The sequence below is a fragment of the Sphingomonas sp. FG14 genome (assembly GCF_057809675.1).
This window is the reverse complement of record NZ_JBMDKK010000002.1, coordinates 705,625-719,741: the sequence shown is the minus strand read 5'-3', so window position 1 is coordinate 719,741 and position 14,117 is coordinate 705,625. Positions and strand designations below refer to the sequence as shown.

The 14,117-nt window shown below is 64.8% G+C and carries 13 protein-coding genes and 1 pseudogene; 5 read left to right on the top strand and 9 right to left on the bottom strand.

The genetic code is table 11. The features are described 5' to 3' along the window. Positions 1 to 29 precede the first annotated feature (29 nt). The 3 genes from ACODTA_RS11520 to ACODTA_RS11510 are packed head-to-tail and all read right to left on the bottom strand — an operon-like array spanning position 30 to position 2,453. Positions 30 to 527, bottom strand: a complete 498-nt coding sequence (locus ACODTA_RS11520; protein WP_489066047.1) for a glutathione peroxidase — start codon at positions 525 to 527, stop codon at positions 30 to 32. Between the two features lie 11 nt (positions 528 to 538). After that, on the bottom strand, positions 539 to 1,210 hold the full coding sequence (locus tag ACODTA_RS11515; RefSeq protein ID WP_489066046.1) for an ABC transporter ATP-binding protein: 672 nt from the start codon (positions 1,208 to 1,210) through the stop codon (positions 539 to 541). After that, entirely contained in the window at positions 1,203 to 2,453 is a 1,251-nt protein-coding gene (locus ACODTA_RS11510; protein ID WP_489066045.1) for a lipoprotein-releasing ABC transporter permease subunit, read from the bottom strand. Before ACODTA_RS11510 ends, ACODTA_RS11515 begins: the two co-directional genes overlap by 8 nt. Positions 2,454 to 3,037: 584 nt before the next feature. Here ACODTA_RS11510 and ACODTA_RS11505 point away from each other — a divergent pair. Beyond that, complete coding sequence (locus tag ACODTA_RS11505) at positions 3,038 to 3,517, top strand: Hsp20 family protein (protein WP_489066044.1); 480 nt, start codon at positions 3,038 to 3,040, stop codon at positions 3,515 to 3,517. A 170-nt stretch (positions 3,518 to 3,687) separates the two neighbouring features. Here ACODTA_RS11505 and ACODTA_RS11500 read toward each other — a convergent pair whose 3' ends face one another. Further along, positions 3,688 to 4,374, bottom strand: a complete 687-nt coding sequence (locus ACODTA_RS11500) for a Crp/Fnr family transcriptional regulator (RefSeq protein WP_489066043.1) — start codon at positions 4,372 to 4,374, stop codon at positions 3,688 to 3,690. A gap of 140 nt (positions 4,375 to 4,514) precedes the next feature. Here ACODTA_RS11500 and ACODTA_RS11495 point away from each other — a divergent pair, with 140 nt between their 5' ends. Further along, positions 4,515 to 4,691 carry a DUF4169 family protein gene (locus tag ACODTA_RS11495; protein WP_489066042.1) on the top strand — a complete coding sequence of 59 codons (177 nt, stop codon included), beginning with the start codon at positions 4,515 to 4,517 and terminating at the stop codon, positions 4,689 to 4,691. Between the two features lie 23 nt (positions 4,692 to 4,714). On the opposite strand, the gene pyrG is transcribed toward ACODTA_RS11495, so the two are convergent. The 3 genes and pseudogenes from pyrG to tpiA all read right to left on the bottom strand — a co-directional run bounded on the left by pyrG (position 4,715) and on the right by tpiA (position 7,834). Beyond that, on the bottom strand, positions 4,715 to 6,349 hold the full coding sequence (gene pyrG, locus ACODTA_RS11490) for a CTP synthase (protein ID WP_489066041.1): 1,635 nt from the start codon (positions 6,347 to 6,349) through the stop codon (positions 4,715 to 4,717). Positions 6,350 to 6,618: 269 nt separating this feature from the next. Further along, a pseudogene (gene secG, locus ACODTA_RS11485) lies at positions 6,619 to 7,014 on the bottom strand (preprotein translocase subunit SecG); the annotation flags it as partial. A gap of 76 nt (positions 7,015 to 7,090) precedes the next feature. Further along, positions 7,091 to 7,834: a triose-phosphate isomerase gene (tpiA, locus tag ACODTA_RS11480; RefSeq protein WP_489066040.1), complete on the bottom strand. Its 744-nt coding sequence runs from the start codon at positions 7,832 to 7,834 to the stop codon at positions 7,091 to 7,093. Positions 7,835 to 7,958: 124 nt separating this feature from the next. Here tpiA and ACODTA_RS11475 point away from each other — a divergent pair, with 124 nt between their 5' ends. Both ACODTA_RS11475 and trpE read left to right on the top strand, forming a co-directional pair. Next, the gene (locus ACODTA_RS11475) at positions 7,959 to 9,905 is read left to right on the top strand and encodes a peptidylprolyl isomerase (RefSeq protein WP_489066039.1); all 1,947 of its coding nucleotides are present in this window, start codon (positions 7,959 to 7,961) and stop codon (positions 9,903 to 9,905) included. Beyond that, on the top strand, positions 9,902 to 11,419 hold the full coding sequence (trpE, locus tag ACODTA_RS11470) for an anthranilate synthase component I (RefSeq protein WP_489066038.1): 1,518 nt from the start codon (positions 9,902 to 9,904) through the stop codon (positions 11,417 to 11,419). The genes ACODTA_RS11475 and trpE overlap by 4 nt, the downstream gene beginning before the upstream one ends. Positions 11,420 to 11,499: 80 nt before the next feature. On the opposite strand, the gene ACODTA_RS11465 is transcribed toward trpE, so the two are convergent. Both ACODTA_RS11465 and ACODTA_RS11460 read right to left on the bottom strand, forming a co-directional pair. Beyond that, positions 11,500 to 12,282, bottom strand: coding sequence for a 2-keto-4-pentenoate hydratase (locus tag ACODTA_RS11465; protein ID WP_489066037.1), 783 nt, complete (start codon positions 12,280 to 12,282; stop codon positions 11,500 to 11,502). A 20-nt stretch (positions 12,283 to 12,302) separates the two neighbouring features. Further along, entirely contained in the window at positions 12,303 to 12,869 is a 567-nt protein-coding gene (locus ACODTA_RS11460; RefSeq protein ID WP_489066036.1) for a methylated-DNA--[protein]-cysteine S-methyltransferase, read from the bottom strand. A gap of 147 nt (positions 12,870 to 13,016) precedes the next feature. Here ACODTA_RS11460 and ACODTA_RS11455 point away from each other — a divergent pair, with 147 nt between their 5' ends. Further along, entirely contained in the window at positions 13,017 to 14,087 is a 1,071-nt protein-coding gene (locus tag ACODTA_RS11455; protein ID WP_489066035.1) for an alpha/beta fold hydrolase, read from the top strand. The last annotated feature ends 30 nt before the right edge of the window (positions 14,088 to 14,117 follow it).

Here is a 14,117-nt window from a genome sequence, read left to right as displayed (position 1 = left end):
CTTAGCCGGACCAGCGCGATTCGTTAAATCTATTCGGAACGGCGGCCGCCAAGCAGCGCTTCGATATCCTTCTCCAGCGATTCCAGCTTGTCGGTCGGCGCATAGCGCTTCACCGGCCTGCCAGCGCGATCGATCAGGAATTTGGTGAAGTTCCATTTGATCGACTTGCTGCCCAAAAAGCCCGGCCTGGCCGTCTTCAGATAGTCGTAAAGCGGATTCGCGCCCGGGCCATTGACCTCGATCTTGGCCATCAGCGGAAATGTCACGTCATAGGTGAGCGAGCAGAAGTTCGCGATTTCCTCGGCATCGCCGGGCTCCTGCGAACGGAACTGGTTGCATGGAAAGGCCAGAATCTCGAAGCCGCGCTCGCGATATTTGCGATAGAGCGCCTCAAGCCCGGCATATTGCGGCGTGAAGCCACATTTCGAAGCGACGTTGACGATGAGCACGACCTTGCCGGCATAGTCCGCAAGCGCCTGTTCGGCGCCGCCGGGCAATTGCACCGAGAAATCCGCGATCGTCGCCATGTCCCGCCCCTCTATTCGAGCACCCCTTCGTGCAGTCGCACGACGCGATCCATCCGCGCCGCCAGCCGTTCATTGTGCGTGGCGACCAGCGCCGCCGATCCCTCGCCCCGGACCAGGGCCAGGAATTCGGAAAAGACGATGTCCGCAGTGGCTTCGTCGAGATTGCCCGTCGGCTCGTCCGCCAGCACCAGCGCCGGGCGATTGGCCAATGCGCGCGCCACCGCGACGCGCTGCTGCTCGCCGCCCGAAAGCTGGCTCGGCCGGTGGGTCAGGCGATGCCCCAGCCCCAGCGACGACAGCAATGCCTTCGCCCGCGCCTGCGCATCGGCGGTTTCCGCGCCATGGATCAGTTGCGGCAGCACGACATTCTCGGTTGCATCGAAATCGGGCAGCAGGTGATGGAACTGATAGACGAAGCCCAGCGCGTCCCGCCTCAGCGTCGTACGTCCATCGGCGTCGAGCCGCGCCGCTTCCTCCCCCTTGATGCGGATCGATCCCTCGAAACCGCCCTCGAGCAGGCCAACCGCCTGAAGCAAGGTCGACTTGCCCGATCCCGACGGCCCCAACAGCGCGACGATTTCGCCGGGCGCGACATGCAGATCGACGCCGCGCAACACCTCGATCGTGACCTCGCCCTGCACGAAGCTGCGGCGCAGGCCCTGGGTGGCCAGAATGTCACTCATAGCGAAGCACCTGCACGGGGTCGGTGCTCGCCGCCTTGAAGGCGGGATAGAGCGTGGCGAGGAAGCTGAAGAGCAGCGCCATCGCGCAGATACCGAGCACTTCGAAGGGATCGGTCTTGGACGGCAACTCTGTCAGGAAGCGGATCGAGGGGTCCCAAAGATTCTGTCCCGTCACGAGCTGGATGAAATTCACCACCGACTGGCGGAAGAACAAGAAGATGAAGCCGAGCACGATCCCCGCCAGGATGCCGAGCGATCCGATCGTCACTCCCACGGTCACGAAGATCTTGATCAGCCCGCGCCGCGTGGCGCCCATCGTACGCAGGATTGCGATGTCGCGGTTCTTCGCGCGCACCAGCATGATCAGCGACGAGAGGATGTTGAACACCGCGACCAGGATGATGATCGAGAGCACGACAAACATCGCCACACGCTCGACCGCGAGTGCTTCGAAGAGCTGGGAATTCATCGTCCGCCAGTCGGACACGACAGCGCGACCCGCCACTTTCTGCCCCAGCGGCGCCAGGATCTGGCCGACGCGGTCGGGATCGACGGTCTCAACCTCGATCATGCCCACCGAATCGCCCATCAACAGCAGCAGTTGGGCATTCTCCATCGGCATGATCACGAACGCCTTGTCGTAGTCATAGACGCCGACCTCGAAGATCGCGGCGACACGATAGGCCACGATGCGCGGCACCGATCCGAACGGCGTGGTCTGGCCCTGCGGACTGATCAGGCTGATCTGGCTGCCGACCTGGACGCCGAGTTGTTCGGCGAGCCGCGCGCCGATCGCGACATTGTCGTTGCCCGGCTTCAGATCGCGGAGGCTACCGCGCAGGACATTGCCCGCGATCGTCGGATTTCCCGTGATGTCGGGCAGCGTCATGCCGCGCACGATCACGCCTTCCACCCGCCCTTCCGAACTCGCCATCAACGGCTGTTCGATCATCGGGGTCGCCGAAACCACACCCGGCGTCCGCTTTGCTTCGGCAAGCACCTCGCGCCAGTCGGGCAGCCGCCCGGCATAGCCCTGCACGACGGCATGACCGTTCAATCCGACGATCTTGTCGAACAATTCGGCGCGGAAACCATTCATCACGCTCATCACGATGATCAGCGCGGCGACGCCGAGCATCACCGCGAACAGGCTGATCCCGGCGACGAGGAAAATGAACCCCTCGCCCTTGCCCGGCAGCAGATAGCGTTTTGCGATCATCCGCTCATAGCGGGAGAGGATCATGCAACGGGATCCTGGAAGGTCGACGGCATGGCGTCTCGTCTAGAGCATGGCGCGGAAAATTGGGAACCGATTTTCGGCAACGGGCAGTGCTCCGTGAGGGAAAAGAGCGGGTTGCGTGGTGCAATCATCACACGAAACGCTCTAGGGATGGGTGGCGATGCTGGCAATCGGCCCGCTCCGTGTTGCCAAATGGGCACAGCATCGACTCAATCGTTCAGGCCTATCGATTCCTTCCATGACAAGGCGATGACGTTTGCGTAGCGTTAATGGGCTGAACGCAGGCAAAGGCCGTGGTTCGGGGAGTGGGCTTCGCCCGGCGATGACGTTGAAGGGACCGGCATCGCCAGCGTGCTGAAGTCAAATCCAAGGGGGCTGACGAGCATTCGTCACGCGGGTGCCCGGATCGGAAACGGTCCGGGCACTTGTCATTTCAGGGCCATGGCCTCGGCGTCAGCCCTCCCCTTGAAAGCCGAAATCCGCATCTTAACTCACGCATATCCGGTGCCGATCTGGGCCGGATGTTCCGGGACGCCGCGACCGCGGGTCTCGTTGCACTCGAAAATGCTCGTTGGAGATTTTTGGATATGAGGACCTTCGATTTCACCCCCTATCGCCGTTCCACCGTCGGCTTCGACCGGCTGTTCGACCTGCTGGAGAATAACGCGCGCCAGGCGCAGGGCGACAATTATCCGCCCTTCGACCTCGAGCGCCGTGGTGAAGACCGATATCGCATCACGCTCGCCGTCGCCGGCTTCAAGAGCGGAGAGATCGAGATCACCGCGCAACAGAATCTCCTGCTCGTCGCTGGCAAGCGGGACAATGGCGATCAGGATCGCAGCCAGTTCCTGCATGTCGGCATCGCCAATCGCAGCTTCGAGCGCCGCTTCGAACTCGCCGATTTCGTTCGCGTCGAGGATGCGAACCTGGCCGACGGCCTGCTGACCATCGATCTCGTCCGCGAGATTCCCGAAGCGATGAAGCCGCAGAAGATCGCGATCGGCGGCGGCGCCGCGCTCGAGAGCGGTTCGGTTGAAAGCATTGTGGATAAGCGCAAGGCGGCCTGAGCCCCCTTCCGCCTTGCACGGAGCGCCCGGCCCGGCAACGGCCCGGGCGCTTTTTTGCGCAGATATAAAGGAGCAGCCGGACTGCATACGCGTCCGGCTGCCCAAGAGCACCGTGGAGCGCCACCGATGCGGAAAGGTGCGGCCCGGGTCGCAATAGGCCGCGTTTCCGGTCAATCGGCTGTTTCGGCGATCTCCGACAACAGGGTGCTATCCAGAATCTTGATCCGTCCGCCATCGAGCGCGATTACACCCGAATCGGACCATGCGCCGAGCTGGCGGTTGATCTGTTCACGCGACATGCCGGCGAACATGCCAAGTTCACCCTGGCTGAGATCAAGGCGAAGCCGTCCGTCGGTCGAGCCGTCCAGCGTCAACCGGCGCAGGAAGCGCGCCAGCCTGGGGCCGGACGTGAAGGCGCGGTCGCTTTCGATCGTGCTGTTGGCCTGCCGCAACCGGCGGGCGAGCTCACGCATGATGCGTAGGCCCATGCCGCTATATTGGGCGATGATGGTCTCGAACGAGGATCGCGAGAGCTTAAGGCCCTGTACGGGTTCGAGCGCGGTCACGGTCGCCGTGCGCTCGCCACCGTCGAGCAAAGCGATCTCGCCGATCACCCAACCAGGCTCGGCATAATCTAGAATGATCTCACGCCCATTGCTCGAAACCATCGCGATACGCGCGGTGCCAGTCAGCAGGATGACCAGCGAATCGCCCTCGTCGCCCTGGCGCATGATCTCCTTGCCCTTGGCATGGCTCTGGAGTGTGCCGTGCAGGATGATCGCGGCCAGTTCGTCCTCGCTGCATGACGCGAAGATCGAATGTTCGGGGAGCAATGCGGCGAGGTGTTCGGGTTTCATGTGCGGTCCCTTCCGGCGTCGATGTTTTCCGATTCGCCGTCGCCACCCGGATGACGCATCCGGAACGATCAGGGTGTGACGACAGTCACAGGCGACGAAAAACATTCGGATCCGGCGCCTGAACTGATAGACTGCGGGACATGGGCGACGTCATCAACCTGAGATCCGCGCGCAAGGCGAAGGCCCGTGCGACAGCCGCGACGCAGGCAGCCGCGAACCGCGCGAAATTCGGGCGGACTAAGGCGGAAAAACAGGCCGATGCACAGGAGAAGCGCCGCGCCGAGCGGTTGCTCGACAGCGCGAAACGCGAAGACTGAGGCCGCCCCGCCGGGTCGGCCGGTCAGACCAGGCGAGACTGTTTCAGCGCTGCTTCGATGAAGCTCGCGAACAGGGGGTGAGGCGCGAACGGCTTGCTCTTGAGTTCCGGATGGAACTGCACGCCGACGAACCAGGGATGATCGGGCCGCTCCACGATCTCCGGCAGCGCGCCGTCGGGCGACATGCCGGAAAAGACCAGCCCGCCCTTTTCCAGCGGGTCACGATAATGGACGTTCACCTCGTAGCGGTGACGATGGCGTTCGCTGATGTCGGTGGTGCCATAGATGCTTGCGACATGGCTGTTGCCGGCCAGAGTCGCCGGATAGGCACCCAGGCGCATCGTGCCGCCCAGATCGCCGCCTTCCTCGCGCTTCTGCAAGCCTTCGGCGGTCATCCATTCAGTGATCAGGCCAACGACCGGCTCGTCGGTCGGGCCAAATTCGGTGGTCGATGCCGCAGCGATACCGGCGGTGTTCCGCGCGCCCTCGATACAGGCCATCTGCATGCCCAGGCAGATGCCGAAGAACGGCACCTGGCGCTCGCGCGCGAAGCGGACGCTGGCGATCTTGCCTTCCGATCCGCGCTCCCCGAAACCGCCGGGCACGAGGATCGCGTGCATCGGCTCGAGCATCGCGGCGACTTCGCCCTCGCTCTGTTCGAACAGCTCGGCGTCGAGCCATTTGATGTTGACCTTGACGCGATTGGCGATGCCGCCATGGACCAGCGCCTCGTTGAGCGACTTGTACGCGTCCGCCAGGCCGACATATTTGCCGACCACGCCGATCGTCACCTCACCCTCCGGATTCTGGAGACGATCCATGATGTCGTCCCAGCGCGCCAGATTGGGTGTCTCGCCCGGATCGATCGCGAATGCCGACAGCACCGCCTCGTCCAGCCCTTCGGCATGATATTGCAGCGGCACACCATAGATGCTGCTCGCGTCGAGCGCCGGAATCACGGCTTCCTTCGGCACGTTGCAGAACAGCGCGATCTTGGCGCGCTCGCTCTCGGGCAGCGGTCGTTCGCAGCGACAGACCAGCACGTCTGGCTGGATGCCGAGCGCGGTCAGGTCGCGCACGCTGTGCTGGGTCGGCTTGGTCTTCAGTTCACCGGCCGCCGCGATGTACGGCACCAGCGTCACATGGACGAAGATCGAGTTCAGCCGGCCAAGATCGGCGCGGAGCTGGCGAATCGCTTCCATGAAGGGCAGCGATTCGATGTCGCCCACCGTGCCGCCGATCTCGCACAGCACGAAATCGACATCGTCGGTTTCATTACGCGCGAACTCCTTGATCGCGTCCGTGACGTGCGGAATCACCTGGACGGTGGCGCCCAGATAGTCGCCGCGCCGCTCCTTCGCGATGATCTGCTGATAGATCCGGCCCGAGGTGACATTGTCCGACTGACGGCCCGAAACGCCGGTGAAGCGTTCATAATGGCCAAGATCGAGGTCGGTCTCCGCACCGTCGTCGGTCACATAGACTTCGCCATGTTGGTAAGGCGACATCGTGCCCGGATCGACGTTCAGATAGGGATCGAACTTGCGAATCCGGACCTTGTAGCCACGCGCCTGGAGGAGGGCGGCAAGACTTGCCGCCATCAGACCCTTGCCAAGCGAGGAGACCACGCCGCCGGTGATGAAAATGAACCGCGCCATGGGAGAAAAGGCTTAGCCTCGGTTAGGTGTTGACGGCAAGCACGCGAATCCGAACCCGACGCAAAAAATGCGCCGGGCCGATTTCAACGCGAACGATTTCAGTTGCTTGGCGCGGCGCCGTTGGTGGCGGGCGGTGCAACGGGAACGGCGGCTGGCGGCGTGACCCGCGCCGGCGTTGGGGCAGCGGCATTGCCGGCGGCGGGCGCCGGCGTGCTGCGCGAAACCGGATCGGTCGTGCGCGGCGCGGGCCGCTCGGTGCGCGGCGTTGCTGCGGCGGGTGCCGTCGTATTGGCGGCCGGTGCAGGCGCTGGCGTCGCCGAGGCGCCTGCCAGCGGATCCGTCGGCGCGGGCGCGGGAATCGCGCCATTGTCGACCGGCAAGGTCGGGCTGGCGGGCGCGGCCGGCTGGCGGGCGAGCGAGGTATCGATATCGCCGCCGTTCGAGCGCATCGAGGCCAGAGTGGCGAGCAGGATGCACATCGCGACGAACAGCGCCGCGAGGATCGTCGTCGCGCGAGTCAGGAAATCCGCGGCGCCACGAGCCGACATCAGGCCGGTCGGGCTGCCGCCCATGCCCAGGCCACCGCCCTCCGAGCGCTGCATGAGAATCACCGTCACAAGCGCGGCGGCGATGATTGCGTGGAGAACGAGCAGAAAGGTGAACATGGATGTGAGCCGAACCGTCAGAAGAACGAAAGCGCGCCTGTAGCCCCTGCGCGGCCACAGTTCAACTTATAGCGCATTACGGAGCAGCCGCGGCGATGATCGGCTCGAAATCGGCGGCCTTCAGGCTGGCGCCGCCGACCAGCGCGCCATCGACATCGGCCACCGCCATCAGCTCTGCCGCGTTCGACGGCTTGACCGAGCCACCATAAAGGATGCGCACCGCCGCCCCCTCATCGTCGAGCAGATCGCCCAGCGTGGCGCGGATCGCAGCATGCATCTCAGCCACGTCGGCAACCGAGGGGGTGCGTCCGGTGCCGATCGCCCAGACGGGTTCATAGGCGATGACGAGCGTCTCGCCGGTGCCGGCAGGCGGAACCGATCCCTGAAGCTGGCCGCGCACGACGTCGAGCGCCCTGCCCGCGTCACGCTCCGCCTCTGTCTCGCCCACGCACAGAATCGCGACAAGCCCGGCAGCGATCGCCGCCTCTGCCTTGGCACGGACCTCCCCATCGGACTCGTGCTGGTCGGTCCGGCGCTCGCTATGACCAACGATGACGTAACGCGCACCGGCGTCCTTGAGCATCGCGGCGGAAATGCAGCCGGTATGCGCACCGGATACCGCAGTGTGGCAATCCTGCGCGCCGATCGCGAGGCCGGGCGCCCGCTCGATCGCGGGCACGATCAGCGTGAACGGCGGGCAAATCGCGACGTCCACGCCTGGATGCGCTTCGGCGGCGGCGTCGATGCTGTCGAGCTCGCCGAGCGCGGCACGGTCGCCATTCATCTTCCAATTGCCGGCCACCAGCTTGCGCAACGCCACATCATTCTCCTTCACGGCTGTCGGTTCGCAGGCGCCATATCGCCGATGCCTTGCCGTGGAAAGCGCCTGCCTCTAATGCGTGCCCTTCGAACATTCCCGCATCCAAGCGAAGAGCCCCCAGCGCATGATCACCTTCCTCCGCTCTATCTTCAATTCGAAGCTCGGGCTGGCGATCAGCTTCATCTTCATCGCGCTGGTCGGCATCGCCTTCGCGGCGGGTGATATCACCGGATCGTCGAGCTTCGGCGGCAGCAGCCTGTTCAGCGGCGGATCGACGATCGCCGAGGTGGGCGGCAAGGCCATCGATTCGCCCGAAGTGCAGCAGCGCATCGACAACCGCATCGATATCGAACGCCAGCAGAATCCCGGTCTCGACAAGACCGCGTTCATCGCGGGCGGCGGCTTCGAGGCGACGCTGGAGCAGATCATCAACGTCGCCGCTCTGCAAAAGTTCGGCCACGATCAGGGCATCCGGATCAGCAAGCGGCTGGTGGACGGCGAGATCGCGAGCATTCCGAGCTTCTTCGGTCCCACCGGGGTGTTCGACACCGCCACCTTCCAGCAGGTTCTTAGCCAGCGCCGGATCAGTGAGGCCCAGCTTCGCGGCGACATCGCGACCGACCTGCTCACCCGCCAGCTTTTGCTGCCCGTATCGGGTGCGGCGCGGATGCCTGCAGGCGTCGCCCGCCCCTATGCCGCACTGTCGCTGGAGGCGCGCAACGGCATGGTCGGGCTGATCCCGTCGAGCGCGATGCCCAAGGGCGCGGCGCCAACTGAACAGGAACTGACCGCCTATTATACGAAGAATGTCGCGCGCTACACCGTGCCCGAGCGCCGCGTGATCCGCTACGCGCCCTTCGGCGCCTCGACGCTGGCTGGAAAGGCTGAGGCGAACGAAGCGGACATCGCCAATTATTACAAGAAGAACGCCGCGCGCTACGCCGCGAGCGAAACCCGCGACCTGACTCAGGTGATCCTGCAGGACCAGAAGGCCGCGCAGGCATTCGAGGCCAAGGTCAAGGCGGGTACCAGCTTCGCCGATGCCGCCAAGCAGGCTGGGCTGGAGCCGGTGACGCTGAAAACGCAGACTCGCGCCGCCTATGCCAAGCTGAGTTCGGATGCGATCGCCGCCGCCGTCTTCGCGCTGCAACAGGGTGGCACCGCGCCGTTGCAGCGATCGCCGCTGGGCTGGCACATCGTGCGTGTCGACACGGTCACCACGATCCCGGCCAAGTCGCTCGACAGTGTGCGCGCCGAAATCCTGGAAGCCGTGAAGACCGAGAAGCTGACCGCCGCGCTCGCCGACCTGGCCGCCAAGGTGCAGGAACAGGTCGACGCCGGATCGACCTTCGACGAAGTGGTAAAGGCGAACGGCCTCAATCCCGTCACGACACCCGCGATCACCGCGACCGGCGCCGATCCCGACAATCCGACGGTGCAGTCCGATCCACGCTTCGCCCGCTTCATCGAGCCGATGTTCGAAGCGCAGACCGATGACGATCCGGGCGTGGAGACGATCGTGCCCGACCGCGAATTCGCGCTGGCCAAGCTCGATCGCATCATTCCCGCCGCCGCCCGCCCGCTGGCACAGATCAAGGCCCAGGTGACCGCCGATTTCGAACGCGACCGCGCCGCCCGCCAGGCCCGAACGATTGCCGACGCGGTGATCGCGAAGATCGGCAAGGGCGTGCCGCTGGCTCAGGCGCTGAAGGAATCGGGCGTCACCCTGCCCGCTCCGCAGCCCATCGGTGGCCGTCGCCGCGAACTGGCGCAGGGCGGGCAGCGCGTGCCGCCGCCGCTGGCGCTGATGTTCTCGATGAAGGAGAAGACGGCGAAGCGGCTCGAAGCGCCGGCCAATCAGGGCTGGTACATCGTCTGGCTCGACAAGATCACGCCCGGCGACGTGAAGAGCGAGCCGATGCTGATCCCGCAGCTCCAGGCCGAGTTCAGCCGGCTGGTGGGCGAGGAATATGCCGCGCAGTTCACTGGCGCGATCAAGGCGGACATGGGCGTGAAGCGCCATGCCGACGCGGAAGCCAAGCTGAAGCGTCAACTCTCCGGCACACAGTGACCGCGCACGCGCGCGCGGCGCTGGAGGCGGGTCAGCCCGGTCTGGTCTGGCGCCGGCAGATCGCGGACACCGACACGCCCGTTTCGGCGGCGCTGAAGCTGTTCGAGCCCGGCCGTGGCGATTTCCTGCTGGAATCGGTGCAGGGTGGAGAAACGCGTGGCCGGCACAGCCTGATCGGGCTGGCGCCCGATCTCGTGTTTCGGGCCGATGGCGATGGTGCCGAGATCAACCGCCATTGGCAGACCGACCGCGACGCCTTCGAGCCCGCGGGCGCGGGCACGCTGGACGCTATGCGCGCACTGGTGACCGCGTGCCGCATGGATATGCCGGCCGAACTGCCCGGCGCGCTCGCCTGTCTGGTCGGCTATTTCGCTTATGAGACGATCGGGCTGGTCGAACGCCTCCCCCGCCCCGAAGCCGATCCACTGGGCCTGCCCGACATGATCTTCGTCCGCCCGACGGTGATCCTGGTGTTTGACCGGCTGACCGATGAACTCTTCCTGGTCGCGCCGGTCTGGCCGGACGCGCCCGGATCGATCGACCGCAAGATCACCGACGCCGAGGATCGGATCGGCGCGACCGCCGCGAAGCTCGCGCAACCGATCCCGCACATTGAGAGTGGCGCCGCCGCGAGCGCCATGCCAGTGGCGCCCGAGGAGATCTCCCTTGCCCCCACCTTGGCGCCGGGCCGCTATGCGGAGATGGTGACGCGCGCCAAGGAGTATATCGCGGCGGGCGATATCTTTCAGGTGGTCCTGGCGCAGCGCTTCACCGCGCCGTTCGCGTTATCTCCCTTCGATCTCTATCGCGCGCTCCGGCGCATCAATCCCTCCCCTTTCCTGTATTATCTGGACATGCCCGGCTTCGCCCTGATCGGATCCTCACCCGAGATCCTAGTGCGCGCGCGCGACGGAGAGGTGACGATCCGGCCGATCGCTGGCACGCGGCCGCGCGGCAAGACAGCGGCGGAGGATGCGGAGAACCGGGCCAGCCTGCTCGCAGATCCCAAGGAACGCGCCGAACATCTGATGCTGCTCGACCTGGGTCGTAACGATGTCGGCCGCGTGGCCGAAGCCGGCAGCGTGACGGTGACCGACAGCTACACCGTCGAATTCTACAGCCATGTGATGCACATCGTATCGAACGTGGTCGGCCGGCTGGATCCGGACAAGGACGCGCTGGACGCGCTGTTCGCAGGCTTCCCTGCGGGCACAGTGAGCGGCGCGCCCAAGGTGCGCGCGTGCGAGATCATCGCCGAACTGGAGGATGTGCAGCGCGGCGCCTATGCCGGTGGCGTCGGCTATTTCTCGCCCGACGGATCGATGGATTCATGTATCGTGCTGCGCACCGCCGTGGTCAAGGACGGCATGATGCACGTTCAGGCGGGCGCCGGCATCGTCGCGGACTCCGATCCGGCCTATGAACAGCGCGAATGCGAGGCCAAGGCCGGCGCGTTGCTCGCCGCCGCGCGCGAAGCGACGCGGATCGCGAACGAGGCAGGTTTCGGGCAGTGATGCCAGCTCTTGATGAGCTCCGCTCATCGAGGGCGCGTCGGCGTCTTCCAGATCGCTGGTGAGATCCGACGGACGAGAGCTCAGACGATCGAGAGCGAAACCGTCCCCAGTTCGCCAAAATCCCCCCGGATCCGATCACCAGCCTTGATCGCCATCGGCACGACGCAGGTGCCAGTCGTCACGACTTGCCCCGCTTCCAGCGATATCCCAAGCCCCGAAAGCCGATTGACGAGCCAGGTGAGCGCGATCCTGGGGTCGCCCAGCACGTTGCGGCCAAACCCCTGATGGACTTCCGTTTCGTTGACGATGCCCAGAACCGCGTGCGCCCCCAGGTCCAATGCGCGCCATTCGGGAGGCGATGCCGCGCCAAGCAGGAAATAGTGGGCGCAGGCATTGTCCGCGACGATCTGCGCTGCGCCCACGCGTTCGAATTGATCGAATCTGCTGTCGGGTATCTCGATGGCCGGGTGCAGCGTCGCGACGCGATCAAGAACCTCCTGCGGTGAATAGGGTTCAGCGCGCGGCGCCAGCGTGTCGCCCATGCGGAATGCGAATTCGAGTTCGGCGACGCGCATCAGGTTCGCGCCCAAGGCGCAGGCTCCACCGTCGTCGAGCACGCGTTCGGACAGCAAGCGGCCGGCGAGCGGGTTCGTCACCTGGATATGCGCCTGCCCCGCCGCGCTGGTGGCCGCGATCTTCCATCCGAAGAGCGGTTCCGCGCTGCGGCGCTCGATCAGCGTCTGGATCGCATAGCCCTGCGCTTCATCGACCGGACGCAGCTCGGGCGGCAGATCTTCGATACGCGTGCCGTTCATCCAATGGGTATACAGAAGATCCGACGCGGCCTGACGCTTGTCATCCATGTCTTGCCCCCTCCATCGTCCTAAAAGTCGAACCCCTGCTGCGCTTGATGCCGGGGCGCTGCACCGGTCATCACGCCTTCCAGTTCGAGCATCCGCGCCTTCGACATCGAACCGCCAGGCGCGGAGAAACCGCCGATCTTCCCGCCCGCGGCAGTGACACGATGGCAGGGCACGATCAACGGGACGGGGTTCTTCGCCATCGCCTGCCCCACATCGCGTGCATATTCGGGCCCGGCGCCAAGCATATGCGCGATCGCGCCATAGGTGGTCGTCTCTCCCCATCCCAATTTGCGCACCTGATCGTAAACGCGCGCGAAGAATGGTTCCTGCTCACCGAGATCGACCGCTACGGCCGAGAAGTCGACCCGCTCGCCGGCGAAATAACGGATCACCGCGTCGATGACCGCGCGCACCTCGGCTGGCGGCTCGCCGCGCGTCGCGCTGGGCAGGCGGCGCATCATGGCGCGATCGACCTCATGCGCGGTCGGGGCGGGTAAGCGCAGACTGACGATGCGGATTTCATTCCAGCCGATCGCCGCGATTCCGGCCTCGGTCTCCAAAAGCTGATAATGGCTTCTGCCGCCCATCACGCCACTCCCCATTCCACGACGGGAATATAAGATCACCTCAGTCCAAAGCCATATCATCCCGCTCATGGCGACATGGAGAAGGATATCGAAAAGCCCGAAACTCGGGCCTTCGCTTTGCGACCATCCTGGCATAGCCTAGCGGCCATGCGCATCCTGATCCTGCTGGCTTCCGCCTTTCTCGTCGTCTTCCCGCTGCCCGCCCAGGCCCAATCCTGGCCGGTGAAGGAAGGTGACGTGACACTCACCGATTTCCGCTTCGCGTCGGGTGAGACGATGAAGTCGCTGAAGATGCATTACACGACACTCGGCACGCCACGGCGCGGCAAGGACGGAGAGGTCGAAAATGCAGTGATGGTGCTCCATGGCACCGGCGGTTCGGGCAAGCAGTTCCTGGCACCGCAATTCGCCGACGAACTTTATGGTCCCGGACAGCCGCTGGACATCAGCCGTTGGTATGTGATCCTGCCCGACAATATCGGCCATGGCGCATCGTCGAAACCCAGCGACGGACTGCGCATGGGGTTCCCCGGCTATGATTATGCCGACATGATCGAAGCGCAGCGGCGCATGCTCACCGAAGGGCTGGGCGTGAAGCGGCTGGAACTGATCCTGGGCACATCGATGGGATGCATGCATGCATTCGTCTGGGGCGAAACCCATCCGGGCTTCGCGCGGCGGCTGGCTCCCTTCGCCTGCCTGCCGGCCGAGATCGCCGGGCTGAACCGCGCGTGGCGCAAGCTCTCGATCGATGCGATCAAGGCCGATCCGGCGTGGAAGGGCGGCAATTATGCCGCCCAGCCCGGGCTGGGCATGCGGACGGCGGCAAGCCTGTTGCTGGTCGCCGGCGCCAACCCGCTAGCGCTGCAGGCGCAATATCCGACGCGGACGGCGGCCGAAGCCTATCTGGAAACCGCCTATACGCGCACCGCATCAGGTCGCGACGCGAACGACCTGATCTATCAGCTCGACGCGTCTCGCGGCTATAATCCCGCGCCGGGGCTGGAGAAGATCGCGGTGCCCGTGCTGTGGATCAATTCAGCGGACGATTTCATCAATCCGCCGGGCTACGGCATCACCGAGGCAGCGGTGAAGCGCATGCCGCGCGCCCGTTTCATCCTGATCCCGGCCAGTGCCGACACGAAGGGCCATGGCACGCATACATGGGCGAAATTCTGGAAGGCGGATCTGGCGAAGCTGTTGTCGGAGCAGCCATAGCCATGCGACATCAACCAGGTACGGCCTGAC